At 36.4% G+C, this 25,547-nt stretch carries 21 protein-coding genes and 3 pseudogenes; 12 read left to right on the top strand and 12 right to left on the bottom strand.

Going from position 1 to position 25,547, the window contains the following annotated elements:
• Positions 1-188 precede the first annotated feature (188 nt).
• Positions 189-1,025, top strand: coding sequence for a histidinol-phosphatase HisJ (hisJ, locus tag JCM19034_RS04810; RefSeq protein ID WP_197276344.1), 837 nt, complete (start codon positions 189-191; stop codon positions 1,023-1,025).
• Positions 1,026-1,074: 49 nt separating this feature from the next.
• Here hisJ and refZ read toward each other — a convergent pair whose 3' ends face one another.
• Positions 1,075-1,686: a forespore capture DNA-binding protein RefZ gene (refZ, locus tag JCM19034_RS04805; protein ID WP_156323883.1), complete on the bottom strand. Its 612-nt coding sequence runs from the start codon at positions 1,684-1,686 to the stop codon at positions 1,075-1,077.
• Positions 1,687-1,863: 177 nt separating this feature from the next.
• Here refZ and JCM19034_RS04800 point away from each other — a divergent pair.
• Positions 1,864-2,353: pseudogene (locus JCM19034_RS04800) on the top strand (GAF domain-containing protein).
• Positions 2,354-2,468: 115 nt separating this feature from the next.
• On the opposite strand, the gene JCM19034_RS04795 reads toward JCM19034_RS04800, so the two are convergent.
• Together JCM19034_RS04795 and JCM19034_RS04790 are read right to left on the bottom strand one after the other, a co-directional pair.
• Complete coding sequence (locus JCM19034_RS04795; protein ID WP_156323882.1) at positions 2,469-3,950, bottom strand: diguanylate cyclase domain-containing protein; 1,482 nt, start codon at positions 3,948-3,950, stop codon at positions 2,469-2,471.
• Entirely contained in the window at positions 3,865-4,686 is an 822-nt protein-coding gene (locus tag JCM19034_RS04790; protein ID WP_156323881.1) for a hypothetical protein, read from the bottom strand. Before JCM19034_RS04790 ends, JCM19034_RS04795 begins: the two co-directional genes overlap by 86 nt.
• Positions 4,687-5,144: 458 nt before the next feature.
• On the opposite strand from JCM19034_RS04790, the gene rpsD reads away from it, so the two are divergent.
• The 4 genes from rpsD to JCM19034_RS04775 all read left to right on the top strand — a co-directional run bounded on the left by rpsD (position 5,145) and on the right by JCM19034_RS04775 (position 7,446).
• Positions 5,145-5,747, top strand: a complete 603-nt coding sequence (gene rpsD / locus JCM19034_RS04785; RefSeq protein WP_062047734.1) for a 30S ribosomal protein S4 — start codon at positions 5,145-5,147, stop codon at positions 5,745-5,747.
• A 443-nt stretch (positions 5,748-6,190) separates the two neighbouring features.
• Positions 6,191-6,328, top strand: a complete 138-nt coding sequence (locus tag JCM19034_RS21570) for a hypothetical protein (protein WP_156323880.1) — start codon at positions 6,191-6,193, stop codon at positions 6,326-6,328.
• Between the two features lie 144 nt (positions 6,329-6,472).
• Positions 6,473-6,679, top strand: coding sequence for a helix-turn-helix domain-containing protein (locus JCM19034_RS22180; RefSeq protein WP_062048119.1), 207 nt, complete (start codon positions 6,473-6,475; stop codon positions 6,677-6,679).
• A gap of 416 nt (positions 6,680-7,095) precedes the next feature.
• On the top strand, positions 7,096-7,446 hold the full coding sequence (locus JCM19034_RS04775) for a hypothetical protein (RefSeq protein ID WP_062047732.1): 351 nt from the start codon (positions 7,096-7,098) through the stop codon (positions 7,444-7,446).
• A gap of 682 nt (positions 7,447-8,128) precedes the next feature.
• Here JCM19034_RS04775 and JCM19034_RS20855 read toward each other — a convergent pair.
• Positions 8,129-8,314 (bottom strand): peptidoglycan-binding protein, encoded by a 186-nt coding sequence (locus JCM19034_RS20855; RefSeq protein ID WP_082393745.1) that lies wholly within the window; start codon positions 8,312-8,314, stop codon positions 8,129-8,131.
• Positions 8,315-8,344: 30 nt separating this feature from the next.
• On the opposite strand from JCM19034_RS20855, the gene JCM19034_RS04770 reads away from it, so the two are divergent.
• From JCM19034_RS04770 to JCM19034_RS04760, 3 genes are all read left to right on the top strand, one after another.
• Positions 8,345-8,641, top strand: coding sequence for a YolD-like family protein (locus JCM19034_RS04770; RefSeq protein WP_062047730.1), 297 nt, complete (start codon positions 8,345-8,347; stop codon positions 8,639-8,641).
• Between the two features lie 238 nt (positions 8,642-8,879).
• Complete coding sequence (locus JCM19034_RS22865) at positions 8,880-10,349, top strand: tyrosine-type recombinase/integrase (RefSeq protein WP_062047728.1); 1,470 nt, start codon at positions 8,880-8,882, stop codon at positions 10,347-10,349.
• Between the two features lie 1,801 nt (positions 10,350-12,150).
• Entirely contained in the window at positions 12,151-12,684 is a 534-nt protein-coding gene (locus JCM19034_RS04760; protein WP_062047726.1) for a GrpB family protein, read from the top strand.
• 651 nt (positions 12,685-13,335) lie between these two features.
• Here the strand turns inward: JCM19034_RS04760 and JCM19034_RS04755 are convergent.
• The 4 genes and pseudogenes from JCM19034_RS04755 to JCM19034_RS04740 form a co-directional block, all read right to left on the bottom strand.
• The gene (locus tag JCM19034_RS04755) at positions 13,336-13,905 is read right to left on the bottom strand and encodes a TetR/AcrR family transcriptional regulator (protein WP_370621818.1); all 570 of its coding nucleotides are present in this window, start codon (positions 13,903-13,905) and stop codon (positions 13,336-13,338) included.
• Positions 13,902-14,588 carry an AtpZ/AtpI family protein gene (locus JCM19034_RS04750; RefSeq protein WP_062047723.1) on the bottom strand — a complete coding sequence of 229 codons (687 nt, stop codon included), beginning with the start codon at positions 14,586-14,588 and terminating at the stop codon, positions 13,902-13,904. The genes JCM19034_RS04755 and JCM19034_RS04750 overlap by 4 nt, the downstream gene beginning before the upstream one ends.
• A 63-nt stretch (positions 14,589-14,651) precedes the next feature.
• Positions 14,652-15,734: a hypothetical protein gene (locus tag JCM19034_RS04745; RefSeq protein WP_062047721.1), complete on the bottom strand. Its 1,083-nt coding sequence runs from the start codon at positions 15,732-15,734 to the stop codon at positions 14,652-14,654.
• A 634-nt stretch (positions 15,735-16,368) separates the two neighbouring features.
• Positions 16,369-17,492 (bottom strand): annotated as a pseudogene (locus JCM19034_RS04740) (NADH-dependent flavin oxidoreductase).
• A gap of 129 nt (positions 17,493-17,621) precedes the next feature.
• Between JCM19034_RS04740 and JCM19034_RS04735 the strand changes: the two are divergent.
• Positions 17,622-17,810, top strand: a complete 189-nt coding sequence (locus JCM19034_RS04735; protein ID WP_062047719.1) for a hypothetical protein — start codon at positions 17,622-17,624, stop codon at positions 17,808-17,810.
• Entirely contained in the window at positions 17,803-19,161 is a 1,359-nt protein-coding gene (locus JCM19034_RS04730) for an Asp-tRNA(Asn)/Glu-tRNA(Gln) amidotransferase GatCAB subunit A (RefSeq protein ID WP_062047718.1), read from the top strand. The genes JCM19034_RS04735 and JCM19034_RS04730 overlap by 8 nt, the downstream gene beginning before the upstream one ends.
• Before the next feature lie 186 nt (positions 19,162-19,347).
• Here JCM19034_RS04730 and JCM19034_RS04725 read toward each other — a convergent pair whose 3' ends face one another.
• The 3 genes and pseudogenes from JCM19034_RS04725 to JCM19034_RS04715 all read right to left on the bottom strand — a co-directional run bounded on the left by JCM19034_RS04725 (position 19,348) and on the right by JCM19034_RS04715 (position 23,244).
• Positions 19,348-20,802, bottom strand: coding sequence for a hypothetical protein (locus tag JCM19034_RS04725; protein WP_062047716.1), 1,455 nt, complete (start codon positions 20,800-20,802; stop codon positions 19,348-19,350).
• Complete coding sequence (locus tag JCM19034_RS04720) at positions 20,736-21,179, bottom strand: hypothetical protein (protein WP_062047714.1); 444 nt, start codon at positions 21,177-21,179, stop codon at positions 20,736-20,738. Before JCM19034_RS04720 ends, JCM19034_RS04725 begins: the two co-directional genes overlap by 67 nt.
• 3 nt (positions 21,180-21,182) lie before the next feature.
• Positions 21,183-23,244, bottom strand: a pseudogene (locus tag JCM19034_RS04715) (RND family transporter).
• A gap of 134 nt (positions 23,245-23,378) precedes the next feature.
• On the opposite strand from JCM19034_RS04715, the gene JCM19034_RS04710 reads away from it, so the two are divergent.
• Complete coding sequence (locus JCM19034_RS04710) at positions 23,379-23,948, top strand: TetR/AcrR family transcriptional regulator (RefSeq protein ID WP_062047713.1); 570 nt, start codon at positions 23,379-23,381, stop codon at positions 23,946-23,948.
• Positions 23,949-24,202: 254 nt separating this feature from the next.
• On the opposite strand, the gene tyrS is transcribed toward JCM19034_RS04710, so the two are convergent.
• Positions 24,203-25,426 (bottom strand): tyrosine--tRNA ligase, encoded by a 1,224-nt coding sequence (gene tyrS / locus JCM19034_RS04705; protein ID WP_062047711.1) that lies wholly within the window; start codon positions 25,424-25,426, stop codon positions 24,203-24,205.
• Between the last annotated feature and the right edge of the window lie 121 nt (positions 25,427-25,547).

Raw genomic sequence — 25,547 nt, 5'->3', positions numbered from 1 at the left:
AAATCTCATAAAAGACTCCCTTCCGTTATGTATGGCGACATTCGTGTAATTTATAAATATCGCTCTATTTTTTAATATTTAAAAATTCACTAAAGAATTCTCCTCATTTTACTTCCATTATGATACCATGAAATTGTTAGATTTGTCCTACTATTTTAAACGTTTACTTTTAAGAGAGGTTGAAATTGATGAACATACATGACGGACATGTCCATACACCATATTGTCCTCACGGCACGTTAGACTCACTAGCAGCCTATTGCGAAAAAGCGATTCAACTTGGTCGTTCTGGAATAACGTTTACAGAGCATGCACCATTACCAGCAAATTTTAACGATCCTACCCCAAAACAGGATAGTGCCATGAAACACACAGAGCTTACTTCCTATATTGATGATATTAACGTATTAAAAAAGGAATATAGTCAACAATTAACGATCTTTACTGGCTTAGAAATCGATTTTATTGTGGGATATGAAGAAGAAACGGAGGCTTTGTTAGCAGAGTTCGGACCTTTTTTAGATGATAGTATCTTATCCGTTCATTTTCTAAAAATAAAAGATAACTACCTCTGTCTAGATTATAGTCCTGAAGTTTTTGCAGAGGCAGTTAATCGAGTTGGGTCTGTTGATAGACTACATCAACTTTATTATGAGACTGTCCTAAAATCGGTTACTTCTCATTTAGGAACGTACAAACCAAAACGTATCGGTCATATGACTTTAGTTCAAAAATTCTCTAAACGATTTCCTACAGAAATGTCACATTTACAAATCATCAAGTCGATATTAAATGAAATGAAAACAAGAGGTTACTCGTTAGATTACAACGGTGCTGGTGTGATAAAGCCGTTATGTAAGGAGCCGTATCCATTTTACGAAGTCATTGAGCTTGCTCAAAACATGAATATACCTCTCGTCTATGGATCTGACGCTCATCAGGTTAAAGAATTAAGCAACGGCTTTGAACAAATATTGTATACGAATCTTCTCCTAACGTCAGACAACCTTTATAGGAAACAGTGAATGGCTATGTGTACATTAGCTTATCCATATTCTAAAAGCTATCGGAACTTTAAACGAACGTTTTTTGTTCAGCTCGACAAAGCCAATGTTGAATCATACTCAAAATATGCACCATATATCGATCAACAAATGACTTTTCGTTAGGATTTAACTGATACACCTCTTGAAAATAATGGGGAGACGTATAAGGCATCGTCATAAATGAACGGATTTGAATAACAACATAATGAACCGGTTGCTTACGAAACTCCCCTTTCTCCATACCGAGTTTAACAAGTTGCTCAAAATAGTACATTTCTTTTCGTAAATAGGTAGACATAATTTCTCGTACAAACGTCGTATCATGAGTTAACTCTCGATGCACCATTCTTGCAACAAGAATATGCTCGGTTTGATAAACTAATACATCACGAATAAGCTGAATTAATCTCTGTTCGACTGTTTCACAATTTTGGCGTAGTGATGTTTCAATTATACTTAAGTATCCTTCAAAGAAAGGAACACTAAGTTGCTCAAATAATTCTTTTTTTCCACCGAAATGATAAGAAATTAGTGCTCCATTTACATTTGCTCTCTTCGCAATCTCTCTAACCGTCGTTCCATTAAAACCATTCATATGAAATAACCATGCCGCCGCTTCAATAATTTTATTTTTAGCCAACCCTCTTTGCACGTCTCTCACCTCACAAGCCAATTGTTATACTAATTATCTTTTCTCGCTAATTTACTAAACTCCTTTGCCTTCCCTTCGACAATCATGCCTTTTCCTTTGACAAATTTCTTGCATAAAGAAGCATATCCTGATACACTTTTTCCGAATAAACTGGAGGTAATGAATATGTTTCAAACTATGACATACACAGGTTCGCTTAGTGAGAAGTACGATCTCGTTATAAAACAATTAAAAAGCTTTAATCGAGGATGAAACGAACATCATTGCGAACTTAGCAAATGCAAGTGCACTCCTTTATCAATTTTTGCCTAATGTGAACTGGGTTGGGTTTTACCTTGTTGAAGAAGGAAGCCTTGTACTCGGTCCTTTCCAAGGAATGCCTGCATGCGTACGAATTCCAAATGGGAGAGGTGTGTGTGGCACGGCTTTAGAACAGGCAGAAACAATTCGCGTGGCCAATGTTCATCAATTTCCTGGTCATATTGCCTGTGATGCGGCCTCTCAATCGGAAATCGTTATCCCGATTATCATTAACGGTACAGTATTCGGTGTCCTCGATATCGATAGTCCTGAGGTAGATCGTTTCACAAAAGATGAACAGGTTCTACTTGAACAGTTTGTAAAAGAGTTAGAAAAAGGGTTAGCTCACTCCTAGTTACAAATCTTCTTAGTCAAATCTTTTTGCAATATAAAAAGCCCTTAAAGGAAGAAATCCTCCTTTAAGGGCGATTTATGATTGAATTGACAATTAAGTTTCCCTCTTCCGTGATTTAAACAATCAATGACTCATCCATGACAAACCGATCCTTGCCACTTTCTTTTGCGTCATATAATGACTGATCAGCTTGATGAAATAATTGATTCAAGGATGGAGAATGTTCAGCATCTGAATTCCAATATGAAATACCAACTGAAATCGTAACAGTAGGATCTGATTCAATTTTGACCCGTCGAAGTATAATATCAGCAAGCTTTTTCCCCTTCTTATGATGGGTATCCGGTAAATATAATGCTAGCTCTTCCCCTCCCCATCTAGCTGCAATCCCCTGGTTAGTTACCACGTCTTTTAAAATGGTAGCTACCTGTATAATCACTTGATCCCCTACTTGGTGACCATACGTATCATTAATCTTTTTAAAATCGTCAATATCTATTAACAAAAATGTGCCTTGTTTTCCTTCCTCCATTGACTTTTGAATTTGTTCATCTAAATAATTACGTGAATATAATTCAGTTAGATGGTCTGTGATTACCAACCGTTCTAATTCTTCATGTAACATTGAATTCGTCATCGCTAACGTTGAATGGTGAATCAATGATTGCAATAATTTAAAATGTGCAAATGTAAAGTGATAAGAATAGTGATGCAAAGCAATCACTATTCCTTTAAGCTCTTGATTATGAATCATCGGTACAGCAAGAACCGACTGATACCCAGGTATTCTTCCCACGTCATATAGCTCTAATTCGCCAATATAAATAGGATCCTTATCGACTCTTACTTTGTCCAATAAAGGTGCGATTTGCTCGCATATTCCGTCAGTATGAAATAAGCTTGTACTCTCTTCTAATACTCTCACCGTATCGTCATCTTGAATTAGAATAAAACCAACTTCTTCCGCACCGAATGATTCAATTATTTGACTAGTCATATAATGAACCGTATCAGATAAACGACGATGCTCATTTAATTGATGAGTTGTTTCATTAATTAAACGCAGATCCTGTATTAAGTGTCTCGACTGTTGGTATAGTTCAGCATTTTCCAACGCATTCCCACCCGTATCAGCCAACATTTGAATAAATTCAACTTCTTCTTTTGGAAGTTGCTGTATATTAGGGGCTTTAATTTCCATTACCCCGTAAACTCCTTGTTTTCCACGCAATGGTACAAACAAAGCTAATTTTTCTTTTCCTTTAACGATTTGAATTTCACCAGTGACATAGGCATGCTCAACTACTTTACTCCCCACTTCATTTCCATAAAGCAGCGGCTTAATCGGGATATCGTCCTTCCCTTTCCACTCCTGTGAAAGCAGTAAATAGACTAGATATTCAGGAAATGCCTCATGGATGGCATCTACAATTTCGTGAAGGACATCCTCGCTTTTCATTGTCGAATGGAATTTTTTCATAACTTGTAATAGCAGTTCTCTATGCTTACTTTTAAGTTGCTCGCTTTCGTAAACATATGCTTTTTGAAAAAGTGGAACAAAACGGCTTAAACCAGCTTTCAAAATGCTCCATTTCAATATGAATCTCTCCGTATATAGTCGCTTCAAAGAAAAAAACTAGTGTTACTTCCTTATCTATGGATATTGGAAACAATATATAAGTAACATCCGAATTTGCTGTAAATGCTTCTCCATTAACGAAGCAACATGATCGTTCTTTCGGTAGTTGAATCAATGAATTCATTTCGTGTAATTCTAACTGTGTAGGGAAATTCAAATTGGGATTTAGCGGATAAAAGAGTTCGTCCTGACGCTTATAAACCATTACTTGTCTCTTGCAACAGTGTTGATATCGTACAGTGAAGGTATCTACTAAAGGTTGTAATGTCATATTGAAGGAGGAGTCTTGCAATAAGTCAAGTACGGAAAATGGAATATCCATCCTCTCTCTATGAAACATTGTCACTAATCCTTTCAAAAAAATGTCAATTTTCAAATAACTTGTTTTATGATGTGGTAAAATCATTCCTAAGAAAACTTTATCATTTGGCTCTGCTACCTCAATCATATACTTTTGGAAATACTCACTAGAACTGTGTTGCCGACTTGGATCTATTAATGACTTTGCCTCTTCTATTTCTGATTCCGACATTTCACCAATTAACTGTGTCAGTATAAATGACTGGTTCGATGTGGTTATAAACAACATAACTGGTTGATAGATTTCAACTTGCTCATTAACTAAAGTTGCAATCTCCGCTAGTATATTCCCGTATTTGCCCAAGAGATTGTTGTCAAACATAATATTCTTCATTTTTATCACCACACAGCTTTCATCCCTAGTAGTATATTCGACTTATACACATGCTGGATAAGGAACTTTCTCATACATTATATATAATGAAATCCAAAAAATAGAATTTAAATAGTTAAATTGACATCTAAAAACTTTTACATCTATCATTATAAAGCAATTTTAAAACGAAAACTATCCTATTTTTATATAATTTTTTTTAATTTTCTATTCCACTGGAACGCTAAATATTGACATGAAGCCTTAAAATGAATATAATGTACTTTGTGTGAAATAAGACAGCCAACGTAAACATACTTTGTTTTCATTTTGTTCCTCCAGCGGCTGATGAGTGAGAGGTGCATTGCGTAACTTCTAGCTGTCGAAGTGAAGATGCATGAAGACAAAATGAACATTGAATGAGATTACGAATGCGGTTGTTATTTTGCAACATCAAAATAACAAGGAGGAGTCACATTATGGCTCGTTACACAGGTCCATCTTGGAAATTATCTCGTCGTTTAGGGATTTCTCTAAGCGGTACAGGAAAAGAATTAGCAAAACGTCCGTATGCTCCAGGGCAACACGGTCCAAACCAACGTAAGAAACTTTCTGAATATGGTTTACAACTACAAGAAAAGCAAAAGCTTCGTCACATGTATGGAATGAATGAACGCCAATTCCGTAACACTTTTGATTCTGCTGCTAAAATGACAGGAATTCACGGTGAGAACTTCATGATTCTTCTTGAATCTCGCTTAGATAACTTAGTATACCGTATGGGTCTTGCTCGCACTCGTCGTGCAGCTCGTCAATTAGTTAACCACGGTCATATTACAGTTGATGGTCAACGCGTAGATATTCCATCTTACCGCGTGAAGCCAGGTCAAGAAATTGGTGTACGTGAAAAGTCTCGTAACTTAGGCATCATTAAAGAATCACTAGAAGCAACTGATTTCGTTCCTTCTTATGTAACGTTTGATGCAGAAGCTTTAACAGGTACGTATACTCGTTATCCAGAACGTTCAGAGCTACCTGCTGAAATTACAGAAGCTCTTATCGTTGAGTTCTACTCTCGTTAATGAGATTAACTCTGCATTAAGTAACATTAAAAGTCCTACAAACATTGATTTATCAGTGTTTTGGGGCTTTTTTTATTACAAATTTATAACTGCAAAATAGTGACAAAAGCGAATGATTTTGGGGCTAATTGGGGCTGATTTGGGGCTAATTATTATTGCGTGGTCAGGCGCAGATGAAGGAGAAATTTATAACAGTCATTACTTATGGCTACTTTATGAGGGGTGTCGTCATTTTGAAGTATGGTTAATAAGGTCTCAAAGTTAGATGATTCAATACATCACAATAAACACCATACGACGAACTTTTCAACGTGAGTAATTCTAAAAAGTTTTACAAAAACAGAAGTGCCAAAAGGAGATTTTTATAATTTTTCCTATTATTACCCTTTATTTACTTGCACACACGCAAGTATAATTAATAAAGCAAAGGGAGGTGAGAACATGTGGAATACTTACTAACAACAATAGCCGTTCTTACTAGCTTAGTTACGATTCGCAAATTCTGGCATGAAGGCACGAAATCGAAACTAGAAGCTGCTAAGATACGGCTAGAGAACAGAAGAAAGAGACGAGGGGGTTAATCCTCCTCCCTCTTCTTCAATAATAAGTATACCACATGTGTTATGAAAATTCTTATTTCATTACTTGTCGTATCGTTGATCGTGTTAATAGCGGTATACCTTAGAAAAGTATATTGGGATAGCAAGTTGATAAGGCTAAACGGGGTGAGTAAATTGAAAGAAGACATCCAAAAGTTAATTCAGTCCAATATAACTGGTTATAAAATTCACAAAGAGACTGGTATATCTGAAAGTACTATATCAAGGATTAGAAGTGGGAAAATTGAATTAGGAAGTATATCTTTAGATAACGCTATGAAATTGCATGGCTTTTATAAGCAGCATAAAGATGATTTAAAGTCCTCTGATTAATGAGGACTTCTTTTTAACTTGAAACAAGAACACTTGTTTGCATATAATACGAATGAGGTGATCACATGGAAAAGCTAGATCGTGGTAACAAACTGTAGAAGATGAAATTTGTACTTCCTGAACAAAGCGAATTACTTAAGAAATGGTACGATGAATAAGAGTTGCCAGAGATTGTCTACGTTGTTATGGACAGATTAAAACATGAGCTAGAAGTTATTGAAAGGATGTGTGCTTACACCTCTTAGTTCTTGGATTTTTATTAATTATACATAGTGTGGGTAGGTATATAAACTAATAAAGGATATAGTAACACTCAAATAAGCAACAAACAAATAAAACTATTAAAATTAGATTTACAATTAATGCCATTTATGTTATTAATATATCATACTACTAATTAGGAGGTATGTTAATTTATGAAAAGTCTAGTAATGAAATTTTCAAAACCCCTTGTAACTCTATTGTGCGTACTTTTAATTTCTTCACTGATTATTTCTCCTGTCTCTGCAAGCTCACAATTAAATGCAGAAAACGAAAAAATTGAGGAATTAGCTGAAACATTAGAATTTATTTTTGAAGAGGCTATTGTCACTGATTTAAACGGAAATTTTGTTGATATTAATATTAGTAAAATTGAAGAAGAATTTGGTGATCTGTCTGTAATACAAGACAATCTAAACAATTTAGAAAAAACTCGAATACTACTACAGTTACTTTTAAAACAAATTCATTTTCAACTAGTAATGACTGTCCTCCTAGAAACATAAGATGCGAGATACGAACTCCAAGAGCCGACGCTGTTGATAGATGTATTGAACAAAAATTATCAAGTAGTTTCAGAGAAACTCTAATTACTAGTGTTATTGCTGGAGTTGTAGAAGATATTAGGTCAGGTAAATATCAATCAGCCGCTAAACGACTTCTTAATGCAGGAATAAAAGGCTCGGCAGCTGGTATAGCTATGACAGTTGCAGGTATTTGGGCTTCATGTGCTATGGACCCATATCAATAATATCAAACTGCAAAGAAAACATAACTCAACTTAAAACATTTTTTATGGTTTAAGTTGAGTTATTTAATGTTCGATTACCTATCGTTTTTTTTATTCGAGGAATTATCCCAAAATCCTAATATTAAGGTATAAAGAGTTGCACATATTATTGTTTCTAAGGTTAACGCGCCCCATGAAATTTCATTTACTTTACCATCTATAAAAGCAAAAAAACACGTACTCCACCATAAATAAGTATTCCTATAAGAAACCTCGTTAAAAATACAAATTTAGATTCCACAATTGCCTCCTCTTAATTTTCAAAATATATAAATTTTATAAATTTATCAATCTATATAAACTATAACAAAACCTAAAACGAAAATATATAAAATTCATAAATTTGGTATAAATTACTTATTATACATCTAAATTATCTTATTACCCCTTTTATCCCATTATCTAAATACCCTGCCCAAAGTCTGCGGACCAACAACCCTATCCACAGTGATACCTTGAGAGCGTTGGAAATCATGTACAGCTCCATTCGTCCCATCTCCAAAAATAGGTAAAAATATTGCTAAATTGAAGTTTACCCCAAAGAAATATAGATAATGGGAGAAAGAAGGAATTAAATGGAACAAGGTCTTAAGCGTGGTAACAAGCTATAGCACATGCAATATGTTCTTCCTGAGCACAGTGAAGCTCTTCAAAAATGGCATGCAGCACAAGATAAAATATCAAAACCGACACTGGACGAACAGGAGCTAATAGAAATTGGACAAGTAGTCATGGATAGTCTTAAACACGAACTAAATGTTAAGATTATTTATTGGGTTAATGGTAGCTTTGACGAGGTTATTGGTGTTGTGGATCGAGTGGATCAGTACGAAAAGTATATAAAAGTTAGGACAGACGACGATGTATTAAAGATTATGGTTGATTGTCTGATTACGGTAAAGCGAATTTAATCCTATGAGGACATGTCTCTACATTAATTAAAATGATAACAAATACCCATTTCTCATTAATTTGAGATATTTCCTTCAATAAGGTTTGACATACGTGTAAAAACAAGATATATTAAATACAATAAATTAAAGGGCCATCTTTCGGCTAGGGAAAAACCTCTATTTTTTATAAATGGAGGTTTTTTTCTGTTTATTTTTAAATTACAATAAAGTAAACAAATGAAATGAGGGGGAAATATTGTTAGTTCTGGAAAAGCCCTTTATAGATATTGATAAACAAATAGATAAACTAATAGGACGAGGCTTAATCATAAATGATCGTAATAAGGCAAAGAAACAATTATTGAAGACTACATACTATGACTTAATTAATGGTTATAAGGATATTTTTCTAGTAAATAAAAAAGGTGAAGAAGATGCTTACAGAGAAGGTACGACTATTGATCAAATTATTGAATTATATGATTTAGACAGGCATTTACGATATTCTACTTTAGAACTTTTGCTGGATATTGAATGTAAGTTTTACTCAAGTTTATCTTATTCTATTTCTGAAATCTATGGGGAAAAAGAAGATGACTATTTAAAGATTGAGAATTTTAAAAAGGGCGCCATCCAGCGGCACAATGGAGATTATGAAAGAAATAACCTCCTAAAAAAAATAAATAAAAAAATTAAATACCCAAACGTACAACCCCTTAAATATTACAAAGAAAAATATAACAATATTCCGCCTTGGATTTTTGTAAAAGATTTAACTTTCGGCGAACTGGTAATGTTATACAAATTATCATCTAACGACGTTAAAAAAAATGTAATTAAAAACATTCTTTCAATAGACGATATTAACGATAGCATAAAAGAATTACAGCAATTAGATAAAACGACTTACAAGCGTGTATTTATCAATCCGTTGCTTAAAAAATACAATGTTAATACTGTTAAATTGTATCATCGTTTATTTAAAATTGCTATTAATGCAGCTGTTGATGATGAGATACTTACTCGTAATCGATTTAACAAAATATCTATTAAAGATCCAACATCTAATGAAATAGAATCAGTAGAAGAGAACTTTCTAACTGCTGGTGAATTGAACAAACTACTTAAAACAACACAAGAACATGCTAATATCACAACTTATACAATTATTTTACTATTAGCTTACACTGGCTTAAGACGCGGTGAAGCATATGGTTTAAAATGGAGTGATATTGACTTAAAAAACAAAACTGTCAGTGTTAACCGTACTCGAGACAACAAAGGAACTAGAACACCTAAAACTGCTAACAGCTATCGAACAATCCTAATTGATGATATTGTCGTTAATCAATTAAAAGCATATAAAAAATGGTCTAAGGAAACTCTCTTTACTTTCGGTAAAAAACTAATTAATGATTCCTTTGTATTCATCTCTTATCAAACCGGTGAACCGGTCACAACTAATTTAATATTGTATGCACTGCGTAAGATGATACAAAAAGCCAATATTAAATCCATTACACCACACGGCTTAAGACACACACATGCAACATTATTGATTAGTAAAGGTGTTAATGTCAAAGTGATTGCAGATCGACTAGGAAACACACCAGGAATGATTTTAGATATTTACGGCCACTCGTTTAAACAACTAGAAGAAGAGAGCGTTAATTTATTCAGTAAGAGCTTAGAAGAAAGTGGGGCTGATATTGGGGCTAATTCGTGAAATACCCCTTTCAACCCTTGATAAATAAAGGACTTTTAAAATTGTTGAGTTCTACTCTCGTTAATTTCAGAGCTTATTTTTTAACAGTTTTCAGAACCCTAGAAACCTTGGTATATCAAGTGTTCTAGGGTTTTTCGTTTGTTTTCAGCTTTGTAAAATAGTGTTATCTCCCGCAATGAATTGCGGTAACTTTGCGGGAACCTGCGGGAGCTTATAAACTTACTAATTACGTGGCTGGACGGATATAAGGGATTATATCCTTTTTATTTGGACAACAAAAAAGACGTACCATTGATACGACTTGTTTAGTGGTTTATAACAAATTTGTGAAGATTTCTGCCAAGTATGGCAGAATGGTCTATTTACATTTCTTTATTCTTGTCCATCCGAACAAATCTAGAAAATCACGCTACTCCACAAGTGGAGAAAGCTCTTTTTGACATGTCACCATCCGCAAACTATAATGCTCCCATAGGCTGAGACACGGGAGAGTGATAAATAAGTTAATGATTCAATGGAGAAACGGAATCGATATACCTCAGAATTTAGACGTAGGTTGTGATGGAAGTTATACAAGAGCAACAGACGGTTAATGAAAACGCAGCGAAGTATGAAGTGAGCCCGTCATGGTCAGTCGATGGAAAGCGGAATTTCTAGAGCGTGCTTCCACGGTATTGATAAGAAGACCAGCAAGACGGAAAAAATGAAAAAGGAGTACGAGCGTAAGCAAGAAAACCTCAAAAAAATGGTCGGCCAACTCACGGTGCCTCAAATGAATCTTTCAAGGCTCGTAAGACCATGATTGAACGGCATGATTCCGAAAATCCACGATCAAGCGTCAAGCGGAGCTGTTAAGTGTGAACCATTCCAGCATCTACCATCCTAAAACAGAGCATCCGTAGACATTGGGTTCTTGGCCCGAGGACGTCAACGTCGAAGATTGTTGTGAAGCCGTAAAACGATATGATTCATTGGGCTGGAGAAGTCATATGAACAGCCGGAAACAACACGTAATTGCGAAATTCTGTAAAGGTTGTGCGGTTCGGTAAGGCAAACAAGTGTTGCAAATTCTCGTCTGTGAAGGTATGAGCCATAGAGGGTTGAAGCTTAAACGGCTTTAACCTATCGGGTGCCGCCAGTCCTTCTCCATAGAGAAACTTGGAAATTTCCTTCTAAATGCACAGATTGCCATTTACTGTCCGGAGCGAGAGCCCCTCTTCCAGCATACTTGGTATGATGTGATGGGTAAGGAGTACAGGGGCCAGACCATTGAAGTTTTTGAGTGACCAGGTGTTGACGGAGCTTTTCCAGACCGTTGCGGTAGCGGCGAATGCTCTCCTTGGTTAAGTTTCGAGATTTGCAATCCTTGGAGAAAAAGCCGTACGGCATCGTGCCATTTTACATTCGGTGAGAAGTGATTTTGGTTTTGCACTTCGCATATCCTCCCTATGGAGAGTTATGAGAACCAAAACGGATATACGAAGTAGGATGGAGGGTTTCGTATAACTATCACGAAATACGGGATATTGCAGTCGATTGGGATTATTTCACAAACACCATAATCCCTTGATCCATAAGGGTTTTCGGCATTTTGGAAGGCTGATCTCACCTCCTTCCGGCTCGTCTAACACCATAATTCACGCATCGGGGCGTTGCCCCTCGGCCCAGGCGATGTTGAAGAGTTCGACTGGAGCTGATTTCAGATACAAAGAAGCGGAATCAGCCGGACACATCCACCTTCGGTGGACGTCGTGAATGCGGGAACGTTAGGCGAAATTTCTTAATTTATGGAGTTGATTCTATGAAGTTAGATGAAAATGTCCACCTAAGTTCCTACCGGGCGGATTGGATAGAGATATATGATGAAGCGAAACAACAGTTGTTTCATGTTTTCTCAGATAAAGCGATTGAAATTGAACATATTGGAAGTACATCAATTAGAGGTATGGTCGCCAAACCAATAATCGATATTATGATTGGTCTAATAATTCTAGAGATCGATGAATTACTAGAGAAGAATCTTGCTAAATTAGGTTATGAGGGATTCGGAGAAGCTGGGGTCCCAGGTCGATTATATTACCGTAAACGGAATAACAAAGATATTAACTTGCAAATAACTTTGTGGGGCTCTCAGCTCTGGAATGATAATTTGTTATTTCGGGATTACTTGCGAAGCCACCCGGATGAGGCTATCCATTATTCAAGATTTAAGCAATTAACAATTAATAAGGGAATTAATACTCTTTTGAAGTATTCTGATGAGAAGTCTAAAGTAATGGATGAAATAATGAATAATGCTCGTGAGTGGAATCGAAGAGGAAGAAACTTCGCCTAACACCGCATTCACGCTGCGGGTCACTATCGCACCCCTTGGTCCGTACCGAGGAATTTCGGGGAGGCTAGCATCCTGAATGACTAGAACACGAGAATGGAGGACATTGTCCTAATGGTTAAACTTTATTCGGCATTTCCCTATTAATATTAATATTTTGTATGTCTTTGATTGGAATCAGTAGATCGATCATTAACAGAGAAAGCATTGGTTCACTTAGGCCCATTTAGATGGTTTTATTATTGTTGATTATGTCTATACTCGCAAATCAAAGAAAATTTGGTCCTTTTTACCATGTTGACCCGCATTTGGGACAATGTGAAGGTGGTGGAGTAGTAGACTCCACTAGGAATCTATCATCATATTCACTTTCTTTCATGTCTACAACCTTAAAGTTTAATCGATTAATCATATTGGTTAACATTTATATTTCACTTTCGAAATTCTTCAATTTAATAACCTATTTGATAGAAAAAATATAAAAAAGAGCTGTCGAGCAGCCCTTGGTTTACATGAATATTGTAACTTAGATTAAACAATAGTAATGCCAACCAAACTCGGCATTAGACAGAACATATTAAGTCACAATAACATCACCCTAATACCCTTTTAATGCTTGATTAACAATGTTTACAAGTTCGCTACTATACGTATTCAAGTCAACTTTTTTGTTATATCAGTATTAAACATATACTCTCCAATTGCTCCTTGAATCATATTGGCCATGACATCTATGTTAAATTTCCCAAATTCCCCTTTTGCTTGTCCATCATGCAAGATTAACCGAAGCTCATTCATGATTGGGTCTTCATCTTCATCGTTACCTAACTTATAATACGGAATATTATCAGGTGTTCTGGCATTAAAGATAATTTCTATCAGAGCCGTATTACGTGCAGGGTGCGTACCTTGATAAGCTAGGCTTGCCATAATAAAGGCCTTTATCTTCCCATGATTCGTACCTTCCCGATGTACTCTCTCTAAAATATATGTTGTTGAGCTTTCTAGCAGATTTGTCAGCAGATGATTCATCAAATCGCTTTTATCTGCAAAGTGATAAGAAATCAGTGCTGTGCTAACCCCTGCCTTTTTTGCAATTTGTGCAAGGCTTGCTTTAAGGTAACCAATTTCATCAAGTGTTTTGATCGCCGCCATTATAATTTGTTCACGTCTTGCTTCAGCGATAAATGACTGTTTACCTTCCTTTTTTTGATCTTCTTTCATTTATCCTCACCTCTAACTATTCTTACATACTGCCGGCTATCTTCATCACGAAGAACAACTCCATTATTAACCAAATCTTTTCGAAGAGCTTTAGCTTCTTCTTTTTCTTCATTCTTTAAAGCTTGTTCCCTTGCTGACAGCAGGGCATTGACATGCGGAGGAAAGTCCGGATGGTCAGCTACCCAACGCTGATATTGATTCTCGAAAGGGTCTTTATCTTTCCACGGATACCTATGTTGTCTAAAAGCCTCCGATACTAATACCTTCTTCAATTCAGGCTGTCCTCGGAACAATTCATTTCCTTCGGTGCTTAAGAAGACAAGATCTTTTCCCTCCATGTAAATAGCTGAGGTTTCTGTTTTATGAATATTATTTACTTTTTCCTTGAAATTCAAATTCACTTCCTCATCTGTAATAGTTATTCTAAGAGTTTCGCTAAAGGCATAGAATACAAAGAATACTCCAGCAATCACACCTAAAATGACTCCTATAACCGAAACCCATTGGCTTTCCAATGTAGCAATCCATTCAAGCACTCCTTCAAAAGGAATAAAAGGTATCTTTATTGCCCATTCGGCAATAGTTGGTATAAACCAACCGAGCAATGCTCCAAGAATCGGTGGCACAATGATAAGTATAGCTTTATCAACATTTGATAAACCTAGGACTGTTTCGTTATTCATTACTCTTCTCCTCCATTTCAAAATATACAACTCAACAAATTTATTGACAATCTGATTGATTTCTTAGTTTACTTTGATTGTTTTTTTGCGTATGACATATATACCAAAAAGGATTAGCACAATTGCACCTAATAAGAAAATCGTGTTTCCTATTAGTTTATCAGATGACGGTACATTTCCGAGAGGCTGGATTAGAAAAGCAATCCAAGTTCTCGTCAAAATGGCACCACCCGCTAAAGCAAGATGGTGCATGGAATTCCACCCTTTTTGCTTTGACCAAACTAAAATCAAATAACCAAGCAATGATAATGACATCAATCTTAATATGACACCTGGCCACTCCATCATAAAATTCGCGGAATCCCCCAGTAAAACTGCTAATAATTCAATGATAGTGTGCATACTTAGCAGGAAGAGCGTCACCGCTCCAACAAAAAAAGGCTTAGGAGCTGGTTTATCAATGCGTGTCAAGTTGTGTTTTCCAACAGTAAACGAAGCAATTATCAAAGCGATAACAATGATTCCAGTAACAAAGAATTGCGTTACTGATGGAAGAAATTGGTCCATTGTCACTTGGTCTTGAAAAATGAATACAGAAGCAAATAAATATAGAATGGTGATAATGGTCAAACTTACATTACTTAACCACGGGTCTCTTTTACGATTTGGATAGAATATCTCCATGATCACGATGGGAACAGTAATACTCCAAATGACGTGTCCACTTATAAAATCAACAGCCTGGTATGCACTAATACCTAGAACGGAAATATAAGTTGGATCACGCAAATCTTGCCAATAATCAATGTCCCGAAATACCGGGTTGAATAAACCATGATCGATCAAGCCTGCTTGAAATAAACTAAATGCAAAAGCAAGAATAGTCATTGTTAGCCAGCCAAGACCAGCACGGCGTGTAACTTCCCGTATAATTAATGCTGCTCCACCGTACAATGGTCCAAAAAATATTAAATATAAGAACATTAACCCAAAATTCCCTGTTACATCGAGATATCCTATAATGTACTCTGCAGTAAATGGTGCAAATAATAGTAATCCGAGTACTGGTAGGAACTGTGTCTTGTATTTACCACATCCAGACTCATTTTTTACCTGTGTAAGCGTTTCAGAGTTTTTATTCTTCATTGTTTCCTCCAAATTATTAAAAAGATGATATACTTTTTGACTGGTTAACTATTTTACTGATTGATTGATCAATCAAATATTATCATGAGAGAACTTTGCAGTCAATACAACAATTACTATTCGGTAGTAAAAGGCATTTTACAAAATATTACTTTCATTCTAAATGTATCGGTTTTCATTGATACATCTGAAATAAAAATTCCACACAATTATCCGATTTATGTTTTATGAACATTAATATAATTATTTGAGTTTTCCACACGATAATCCTAATACCCCAAATAAAAAACCTTTCTAAACAATTATGTACGTGTTTAGAAAGGTTATATGATAACGGTTAGATCATCCTAGATTTCTTGGCATTATACATCTCGAATAGTCATTGAACAAGATTTCTAAACAAAATTATAAAGGGATTTTATAAGTATAATACATCTAGAAGGTACTTAACCTGTCTCTTCAAAAGTGCTTTGTATCGCTTGGCAGGACTTGAGTATTTTAGAGTTAAATCAGTATTTTTGAAATCAGTGGCAGGGCTGGAGAGTAGGGGAATCCTTAAGGGAAAGCAATTTGACAAGTCTTTATTCGATTAAACAAGGGTGCTTTAATAGCTAACCTAGGGGTCCTCTCACTTTTATACTCCAGGAAACCAGCCTGGAGTACTGATAATTTGTTTCCATAATGGATCTGGTACAACTAACTCTTTTTGCTTACCCTTATCAAGTTTTGTCACAATTTCATCTTCGCGTCCATCAGCAACTTTTTGTACCCAGTCTGGATCAATGATGAGCTCTCTGCCTAATGCAAGAAGAGGGACTCCGGTCTCAAATGCTTTACGAGCATCTTCAGCTGTATAAATTGAGCCTACTCCAATTAACGGAACACGATCATTGATTGTTTCGAGTAAATAGTCTATTCGTGTTTTATTTAGATCGTCTACCCCTCTCCTTGCTTTTTGGAAAAAGTCGAATAATGAAACATGTAAGTAATCTAAACCTTTATCGGCTAACGTATCAACTAATGTTAGAGTATCTGCATTGTGATACCTGGTGTCTCAGGTTCCTCTGGGGAAAACCGATACCCTACGATAAATGGAGATTTAGCATGTTCCTTTACGATACTTCTTACTTTATCTACAACGGCAAGCGGGAAGGTCATACGTTTTTCCAAGCTTCCCCCAAACCGATCTTCACGGCGATTAGAATGAGGTGAGAAGAATTGTTGGATTAAATAACCGTTTGCTCCATGGATCTCAACCCCATCATAGCCAGCTTCAATTGCACGTCGTGTTGTTTCACCAAAAGCATCAATGATTTCTTCCACCTCTAACTCACTCAAAGCATGCGGCGTCGGAGCATCCTCTCCTTCAGCAGGAATCGCACTAGCACTTACAACATCACCGTTAGGTACTAACTCTGGCGGACACATTCTTCCTCCATGGAAAATTTGTAAGATCGCTTTAGCCCCTTGTTCTTGGATTGCTTGTGCTAATTGTGTTAGGCTTGGTATCATTTCATCTCGATCACCGGCAAATTCGTTATGAAATCCTTTTCCGTTTGGCGTAACATATGTACAAGCAGTTATCACCATGCTAACCCCTTTAGATCGACGAGCATAATAGCTCACCTCTTCATCTGTTACCGTTCCATCTGGATTTGAAGAATAATTTGTCATCGGTGCCATCACCAATCGGTTCTTCAGTTCAATACCGTTGCCAAAGGTTAAGGGGGAAAATAGCTTTTGATATTTTGCGTTCATGTTCTCGCTCTCCTTTTTTAGATCATTTAAGAAATACAGCTAAAAATAGTATGTACTAAAAAACACCGGACATTCCTTTCCTTACCTTCTCATATAATATTTACATCATACGCCAATAGGAGGGAAAAAATGTATCAAGTAGAGATGATCCAATCTCATTTAAACGCACAAGGCTACCTTATCTTAGAAACGGAACTTCCCTACATTCAATCTGTTCTATGTGCGATAACGAATGCACAAACATCACTCAATTATTTTCCACATTTAAATGCAGTTGTCCCTATAACTGTTTTCGATAAGGAGGTTATAAATGGTTGATCTCCACTTCTTAACGACAAAACAACTATCACCTTATATAAAGAATAAACAATTATCCCCTGTAGAATTAACGAAGCATTTTCTCACAAGAATTGATCAGGTAAACCCAATTGTTCACGCATACATTACACCACTTCATGAAATCGCTCTTCAACAAGCAAAAAAAGCTGAAATTGAAATCATGAATAGTCATTATAAAGGTCCATTACATGGGATCCCGATCGGTATAAAAGACAATTATTTTACTAAGGGGATTCGTACAACTGCCGGTTCAAAACGATTAGCTGATTTTATTCCAGAATTTACAGCACGATCTGTTGATAACTTATTGTCAAAAGGGGCAATCATGCTCGGTAAACTGAACATGCATGAGTTTGGTGGTGGTTTAACAAATACGAACCCTTTCTATGGCCATACTCGCAATCCATGGAATATTCAGTACACTCCAGGAGGGTCTAGCGGAGGAAGTGGGGCTGCTTTGGCCTCTGGCCTAGCTACACTCGCAACAGGAACAGACACATTTGGATCGATTCGAGTACCTGCTGCTATGTGTGGCGTATACGGACTTAAACCGACCTATGATCTTATTAGCACTGATGGTGTTATGCCATTAGCTTGGTCATTGGATCACCCTGGACCGATGGCACGATCTGTTAGCGACCTAGCACTCATGCTTCCACCTATGGCGGGATCTGACGCCATTGAACATCCTGATTTAACAAGAAGTATCGAAGGCTTAAAGATTGGTGTGCCGTCCTTTTTTCTAGAAGACTTGGATCATGACGTAGAATACTTATTTTTAAAGGCGATCCAAACACTAAAAAGTCTAGGGGCAGAGTTAACGGAAATTACGATTCCAGAACTATCAATGGCATCATTTGCAGGTTATGTTATTACTACAGGGGAGGCCACTGCCTTCCATTCTCATTGGCTAATGAATCCAGAATTTTATGCTATTGATGTGCGAGTTTTTTTCCAAGCTGGTCTTTTAACGACCACACTACAATATATTAGGTCGCAGCAAATTCGGCGTCAATTAACATTGGCATTTAAAGGGGCATTTGGAAAAGTCGACGTCATTTTAGGACCAACCGTGCCAATTACTACTCCACCGTTTCTTTCTAACTGGGTTGATCAAAACTTAGACATCATTCAACGCTGTATGCCCTTTACATCACCAGCAACCCTAACAGGTTTACCAAGCCTTTCTGTACCTATTGGACTATCGTCAGAAGGACTTCCAATTGGTATGCAACTAATCGGAAATCACTTTACGGAATCAATGTTACTTCAAGCAGGTCATGTATGGGAAAGTACAGACCCTTTACGTGTAACCGTACAATCTAGTTAAATAATAATAAAGGGGAAAGTCTGGCAACCTGATTAGCTAACAGATGTCGGTATATTCGGTCCACTTACATAGTCATTACTTTGACAAAGGCGAAAAAGTCTTCGATTCGTTATCTAGTGGAAGAACCGGAAAACAACAAGCCAATCAACTGTTTAATAACGTAATAGTTGATTGGCTTTTTTAATCTTAAGAAATAAACAATCTTATTAACCTGTCCCAGAAACCTTCTTCCTCTTCTACTTCGTCTATTGTTGACACGTCTTCCTCAATTGAAATCGATTCAGTTTGAATAACAAATTGGACCGTATTGACATGCTCATTTTTATCCGAAACGAATGAGTGAACCTCTAAATCGGATTTATCATATTCAGCAATCATTTGATCAATTTCTTCTTGCATTTGTTCAGGCAAATCACTAGTTGCATCATATAATTCCTGTGTCCCATCTTCTAGCTCGCTAACCCCTTCAGCAAATTCTGATGTTCCATCTGTTAATTCTGACATACCACTATGCAAATCGCCATATGAATTGGATAATTGCCCGATTCCATCAACATAACTAACAAGTCCGTTGTGAAATTCACTATAATGTGTAGCTATTTCATTAATACCTTCAATTAATTCGTCAAATCCATCACCTTGGTCAACCTCTGCTAAAGAAGTTGACAACTCATTAGCAGTCGTTGCTAATGTATTACCCATCTTTGCGATTGAACTAGTAATAACAGATAAATTGTCTTCAATTGCCTCCAAGCCTTCCTTCATCTCAGCATATGTTCCTTTAACGGTTAACGATGCTGTGTAGCTCTCGATTAATTGATTAATAATGTCTATATCTGCACCACTTGCATATAGACTATTAATATCTTGATCGGAGATTTGATGTGCAGGAATGTCTGTTATCACTTCATCCAACACTGATAAAGCCGTACTATAGCTTTGCTCTAATTGGGTTAAGCCATTTGCTGCCTCTTTTAACCCTTCACTCATTTGGCTTAAACCTGTTGACAGCTCCGAAAAATCTCCTAAATCAAATTCGATTGGCTGCTCTTGTAAAGCCTGATTAATTGTACGTAAAGATGCCTGAATCGTTTCTGATCCTTTAATGAGATCAGCTGATGAGCTAGATAGCTCACCTATTCCGTCTTTAAATTGTACAGAACCATCTCTTAAGCTGCTAGCTCCGCTATTTAACTCATTTGCTCCATCTTTTAATTCACCGACACCATCATTTAATTCCTCAATCGCATCACTTAACGTTCTCATATCTTCTGTTAATTCATTATCTGGCACATCTAGGGCCATAGAAGGAGGGATAGCAGCAATTTCAATTCCATCCATTTCAAAGTCATTCACTTGAGCCTTTATTTGTATATCAGCATCTTGTTCGGGCATCACTGTGAACGATAATTGCTTATTTTTTCCGGCATTGGCGATTGTGGCTTCACTAACCTCAATCTCGCTAGCGACATCTGAATCAAGCGTGACCAATATTTGTAATAAATAGTTTTCATAAAAAAGCGAATCAACATCTTCATTTGCTTTAGTTTCAATATTAATCTCTAATTCTCCATCTACACCTGGTAGATTTTCAGGCGAATCGACTCCCCATTTAGCAAATATGAGACGTTTACCTCCCAAGGTAAGGGCTGATCTTGTAAATACCCTTGATAATAAAATTTCCCCTCTGTTGCTACAAAACGAACAGTATCTTCGCTAAGCTCTAATTCCGCTAAATCCGTTAAATTTTTGACCTGTTCATAGTATCCGTAATCTAGAAAACTGCCTTCTTCAATTACATCAAAGATGTTTACTACATAAAGATCTTTTAAACTCCCTGAAGCACTTAAATTGGCATAAATTACTTCATCTTTCCCATCTATTGAGCCGTTTGCTTGTATGAAATCTTTATCTTCCGCTTGTGTTTGCTCATCATTCACAGTTGTTGCATAGACAAGCAAAGGAGACATTATGACTACTAAAATAATTGCTATTATTACCCATTTTCTTTTTCGCATCACTCATTCTCCCTTATAATAATTTGCTTTCCAAGTTGTTTTTTCAATAATTTTATCGAATGTATATAAAATAGCTGGCAAAAAGACGATTACTAAAATAAAGGCTAGTAAAGCTCCACGCCCTAATAATAATCCAATCGATCCAACGATCGGATCAGAAGACGTAATCCACAAGATAAAACCAACACTCGATAAAATCGATGCTGAAATCGAGATTGAAAATGTCTTTTCATTTAATGTTTTCTTAATAGATTCCATAGCAGGATAATACTTTCGATTTTCTTTATATCCTTCCGTAAACAATATCGCGTAATCAACCGTTGCTGCAAGCTGAACGGTACTAACTATTAAATAGCCTATATATCTAACGTCATATTTGAGAAATATGGAATAGACAAGTTAATCCATACAGCTGCTTGGATCGTTAAAATGAGCACAACTGGAAACGATATTGATCGAAATGTAACTAACAGGACTAAGGCGATCGCTGCAACTGTCATAACGTTAACGACTATGTTGTCTTGTGATGTAATGTTTTCATATCATATAACGTGACGCTTTCTCCAAGAAGCAATATATCATCTCCGTAATATTCACTCGCTTTTTCCTGAACGGCTTCCACTACGGCAAAAGCGACATCACCCTCTGCAGCGGTCTCTTTATTTATAATAATCCGACTATAATTCTCCGAGAAAAATTCGTCGGTAATCGATTCATCTAAATATTCAGGTGGGATGACCGAACTCACTGCCTCAGAATAAGCAATAACACTTTTAATTTCATTTAATTGCTTCAATTCCTGTATTAGTTCTACCTCTTTCACAATTTCAGACCCAGGAGTGAGTAGAACCATTTGTGTTAACTCTCCAAAAGTCTCTTTAATCTCACGAGAATCACTACCAACTCTTGTCGTTTCAGGCTGCTCTCCTAACCCGTAGGTGAACACCGTATTATTTTGTGCTAGAAATGCCGGTACAATCATAACTAATACGATTATGAGTACTGGAATTCGTCCTTTCAATACATTTGAACCAATATTACGGAAAGGACGAATGAGTGGTTTATGCTCGGTTTTGTCAATCCATTTATAAAAACATAAAGTTAGTGCTGGTAAAAACACGATTACACTAATAAAACTTAGGACAATTCCTTTTAGTAAATTTAAGCCAAGATCTGCCCCAATTTCAAAGCTCATTAATGTTAATGCCATAAAACCAAAAAAGGTGGTTGCAGCACTTGCTGCTATCGCTGGAAAGGCTTTTTTAATAGCTAACTTCATCGCCTCTTCAGGACGGTAGTTTTGTTCGCGGTAATCTGAAAATCTGTGCAAAAGGAAGATCGCATAATCTAACGAAACAGCCAGCTGCAAAATTGGACTAACTGATTGTGTAATAAACGAAACTTCACCAATAAAAAGATTTGTACCTAAATTAATTAATACAGAAACCCCTATTGCCGTTAAAAAGAACACCGGCTCAACCCATGAATTAGTCGATATAACAAGAATCAAAATAATCATCGGGACTAACAGCATGGCGGCATATAACGATTCAGAACCTGTCATTTGTTGAGAGAATGCTGTATCGACCGCTTCTCCTTCAATCGCATTATCTTCACCAATCAAGTCATAAATCTCATTTGTAATCCGTACTTCATCACCTTCACGAATGGAAAGTGATAGTAACGCATTTTCATTCAAATAATACGATTCAATCAAATCTTGTTCAATAATTTCTAGCGGTACTTTCAAATCGATGACATCATCTAACCACATCACATCTGAAACACCGTCTATCGCTTCTAAATTCTCCTTATATCGTAACGCCTCTTGAACAGATACATTATTAATTAACACCCGTGCATTCGGAACAGTACCGTCAAATTCCTCTTCCATTACATTCATTGCAATCGTTGATGGGGCATCACTCGGTAAATAATCTGCCATATTGTAATTAACTGTGACAAAAAACTGGGCAATCGCACTAATAATTGTAATAACAAAAAAGCTTATAACAATTCGTTTTTTGTATGTAATAATGTGATTTGCTATTCGATCCAATGTCATTCCCCCTTGCTTTCGCTTCACCACCAAATTATAATAACACTGTGTTGATTAATCAACATACAGTTTAATATTTAACGTCCAATATCCAACATGAAAGCATTTTCTTGTTGTGTATCATGAAAGAAGGAGTAAAAATGAACGAAAAACTTGACCGCCGAAAACAATATACACGAAAGGTACTTAAAAATAGCCTCATCGAATTATTACAAAATAAACCGATAAACGCGATATCTGTCAAAGAAATTTGTCAGCTCGCCGACATTAACCGCTCTACTTTTTATGCACATTACACGGATCTTTATGACTTACTTCAACAAATAGAAGAAGAAATTATTCAAGACATTGACAATACATTATCAACCTTCACTTACGATGATAAAGACAATAGTTTAAAAGTAACAATTAAACTATTGGAATATATCGCCGCAAATAAAGATAGCTGTCAAACGTTATTTAGTGAGAACGGGAGCACAACCTTTCAAAAAAAGGTTATCTTACTCGCCCAGGATTGTACGATTGGTCAATGGTTTAGTTACAATAAGATTGCACCACATATTGCTGAGTATATTAGTCTTTTCTTAGTAAACGGAAGTATATGCACCATTCAACAATGGCTTAAAAATGGAATGGATCAAACACCTGAGGAAATGGCAAAGTTAATATGTGATTTTTCGGAAAGAGGGTTAAGTGCGTTTACCGAATAATCATTTTTCTTTCGACCTACTTTATAAATATTAATCGTTTAATAGTCTAAGTTATTAAGTATTATAGAATGTTTGGGTTTCCTTATGAGAATTAAGTCTTATTTGGGCAACGAATTCATTAATCACACAAATGAAACTTGGTGAAAAAAGGGAGCGTAGCTTTGTTTACACACTAGTCGCTCTAATCAATCTTAATATGACAATACAAAAAAAGCGATCGAAAGATATAATTCCTTCGAACGCTTTTTTCTTAATTATAATGTAATTTTAGCAAATTTCCTTTTCCCTACTTGAATGACCATTCCATCTTCAAGATCGACTTGCTGTTGAACATCGTCAACTTTTTCTTCGTTAATTTTTACCCCACCATTTTGAATCATTCTTCGTGCCTCACCTTTTGACGGCATCATCTTTAGTTCAACTAACAACTCTACTATCCAAACAGGTGAGGTGCCTTCCCATTTCACTTCTGGGATATCCGTCGGCAGTGAACGCTTTTGGAAAACCGTTTGGAAATATTCTTTAGCTTGCTTGGCTTCTTCTTTCCCATGGTACATTTCCACGAATTTTGCACCAAGGTTCATCTTTGCATCTCGTGGATGAACAGACCCATCTGCTAACCCTTTCTCTAATGCCTTGATTTCTTCCATTGGTAAGTCTGTTGCTAGCTTATAATATTTGATCATAAGCTCATCTGGAATCGACATCGACTTACCAAACATTTCATTCGGACTCTCATCAATACCAATGTAATTCCCTAACGACTTAGACATCTTTCGTTCGCCATCTAACCCTTCAATTAATGGTAATGTTAAGGCAACTTGTTTTTCTTTACCGTAAGCATCCTGTAAATGCCGCCCCATTAAAAGGTTAAACTTTTGATCGGTTCCACCAACCTCAATATCGGATTCCAACGCTACTGAGTCATAGCCTTGCATTAATGGATAGAAAAATTCATGTACAGAAATCGCTTGCCCTGATTTGTAGCGTTTCTCAAAGTCATCACGCTCAAGCATACGAGCCACCGTCATATTACCCGCAAGCCGAACAACCTCTTCAAACGTCAATGGTTTTAACCATTCCGAATTGTAGTACAACTTCGTCTTAGACATATCTAAAATTTTCCCGTATTGCTCAACGTAGGTTTCGGCATTTCTTTTGACTTCTTCATCAGTTAGCTGCTTTCGCGTTTCAGATTTTCCGGTTGGGTCACCTATCCGACCTGTAAAATCACCAATGACCATTTGAATCTCATGACCAAGCTCTTGAAAATGACGTAACTTATGAAGTACGACTGTATGACCAATATGAACATCTGGTGCAGACGGATCCATTCCTAGTTTTACTTTTAACGGTTTACTTGTTAGAACGGACTTTTCAATTTTTTTACGTAAGTCCTCTTCTGGGACAATTTCAACAGCTCCACGCCGTAAAATCTCTAATTGACGCTCTACCTCGCATTCTGTTCTGCAGATAATACAACTTCCTTTTCCATAAAATCATCTCCTTTATTAGTTAAGTCGGACAACGCCGACGCTCTTACTCAAAAAGATTCACTTCTTCTGTCATTCTGCTATGATTGGATAAAAAAAAGACCTC

Source organism: Bacillus sp. JCM 19034 (assembly GCF_001310635.1).
GTDB lineage: Bacteria > Bacillota > Bacilli > Bacillales > Bacillaceae_D > Halalkalibacter.
The sequence above is the reverse complement of the archived record's forward strand: the minus strand, read 5'-3'. Positions and strand labels throughout refer to the sequence as shown.

Bases quoted from the DNA above. Each gene is read 5' to 3' on its own strand.
- JCM19034_RS04720 (WP_062047714.1), bottom strand. From the start codon at position 21,179: ATGCGAAAAAGAAAATGGGTAATAATAGCAATTATTTTAGTAGTCATA.
- JCM19034_RS04750 (WP_062047723.1), bottom strand. From the start codon at position 14,588: ATGAATAACGAAACAGTCCTAGGTTTATCAAATGTTGATAAAGCTATA.
- JCM19034_RS04735 (WP_062047719.1), top strand. From the start codon at position 17,622: ATGTATCAAGTAGAGATGATCCAATCTCATTTAAACGCACAAGGCTAC.
- hisJ (WP_197276344.1), top strand. From the start codon at position 189: ATGAACATACATGACGGACATGTCCATACACCATATTGTCCTCACGGC.
- JCM19034_RS04730 (WP_062047718.1), top strand. From the start codon at position 17,803: ATGGTTGATCTCCACTTCTTAACGACAAAACAACTATCACCTTATATA.
- JCM19034_RS04745 (WP_062047721.1), bottom strand. From the start codon at position 15,734: ATGAAGAATAAAAACTCTGAAACGCTTACACAGGTAAAAAATGAGTCT.
- JCM19034_RS04755 (WP_370621818.1), bottom strand. From the start codon at position 13,905: ATGAAAGAAGATCAAAAAAAGGAAGGTAAACAGTCATTTATCGCTGAA.
- JCM19034_RS04710 (WP_062047713.1), top strand. From the start codon at position 23,379: ATGAACGAAAAACTTGACCGCCGAAAACAATATACACGAAAGGTACTT.
- JCM19034_RS04790 (WP_156323881.1), bottom strand. From the start codon at position 4,686: ATGAAGAATATTATGTTTGACAACAATCTCTTGGGCAAATACGGGAAT.
- rpsD (WP_062047734.1), top strand. From the start codon at position 5,145: ATGGCTCGTTACACAGGTCCATCTTGGAAATTATCTCGTCGTTTAGGG.
- JCM19034_RS04770 (WP_062047730.1), top strand. From the start codon at position 8,345: ATGCAATATGTTCTTCCTGAGCACAGTGAAGCTCTTCAAAAATGGCAT.
- JCM19034_RS04775 (WP_062047732.1), top strand. From the start codon at position 7,096: ATGAAAAGTCTAGTAATGAAATTTTCAAAACCCCTTGTAACTCTATTG.
- JCM19034_RS04760 (WP_062047726.1), top strand. From the start codon at position 12,151: ATGAAGTTAGATGAAAATGTCCACCTAAGTTCCTACCGGGCGGATTGG.